Annotated in this window: 1 protein-coding gene; it reads right to left on the reverse strand. The window is 77.2% G+C overall.

The genetic code is table 11. The annotated features are described in order from the left end of the window. The coding region (locus tag GT030_RS12070; RefSeq protein WP_161201111.1) for an amidase family protein at nucleotides 1-987 on the reverse strand (987 nt) is incomplete at both ends.

Genomic DNA, 987 nt, shown 5'->3' on the forward strand with positions numbered 1-987 from the left:
GCCGGTGCGCACCGAGCGGACGAAGCGCCGGCCGATGGCCGCGTGCGTGCGGGTGCGCGGGGCCAGCCGGGCCGGGTCCAGCCCGGCCGAGTCCACCGCCGTACCGGCCGTCCAGTGCCGCAGGGCGGTCAGACCGAGGTCGAGGGGGTAGGGCGGCTCTGCCCGGCGTACGGTGTGCCCGGCGCCGTTGAGCAGACCCGCCGCCTCGCGTACCGCCATGCGGAACGGCTCGCTCACCGTGACCCCGGCCAGCGGGCTGCGTACGGCGGCCGCGATACGGCGGGGCGTGCGCTCCTCGGGCGCCGGGAACGCGGTCTCCGCGAGAACGGCGAGCATCAGGCGCAGGTCCTCGACGGTGGTGGCCAGCGGGCCGTTCTCCGACATGCCGAACCAGTCGCCGTGGCCGATGTCCGCCGGGACCACGCCATGGCCCGGCTTCAGCGTCACCAGGCCGCAGGCGGCCGCCGGGATGCGCAGCGAGCCCATGCCGTCGTTGCCGAGCGCCAGCGGGACCAGGCCCGCCGCGACCGCCGCCGCGCTGCCCCCGGACGAACCACCCGCCGTGCGGGTGAGGTCCCACGGGCTGCGGGCCGTGCCGTACACGCCCTCGGTGGTGCCGAACACGCACAGCTCGGGCACGTTGGTCAGACCGACCACCACGGCGCCCGCCGCTCGCAGCCGGGCCACGGTCACATGGTCCTCGCCGGCCGGGCCGCCCAAGGTGGCGGCGGAACCGTTGCGGGTGGACTCGCCGCGTACGCCGAGGTTGTCCTTCACCGCCACCGGCACGCCCGCCAGGGGGAGGTCGGCCAGGTCCGGGCGTGCGCCGACCTCGTCCGCCTCCGCCAGGGCCGCTTCCGCGCGCACGGTGCGGAACGCGCCGACCCGCCCGTCCAGCTCCGCGATCCGCGCGAGATGCTCCGCCACCACCTCGCGGGGGGTGACCCGCTTCTCGCGGACGGCGGCGGCGATCTCGGCGGCCGTACG

This window comes from Streptomyces sp. SID1328 (assembly GCF_009865595.1).
Taxonomy (GTDB): domain Bacteria; phylum Actinomycetota; class Actinomycetes; order Streptomycetales; family Streptomycetaceae; genus Streptomyces; species Streptomyces griseoluteus.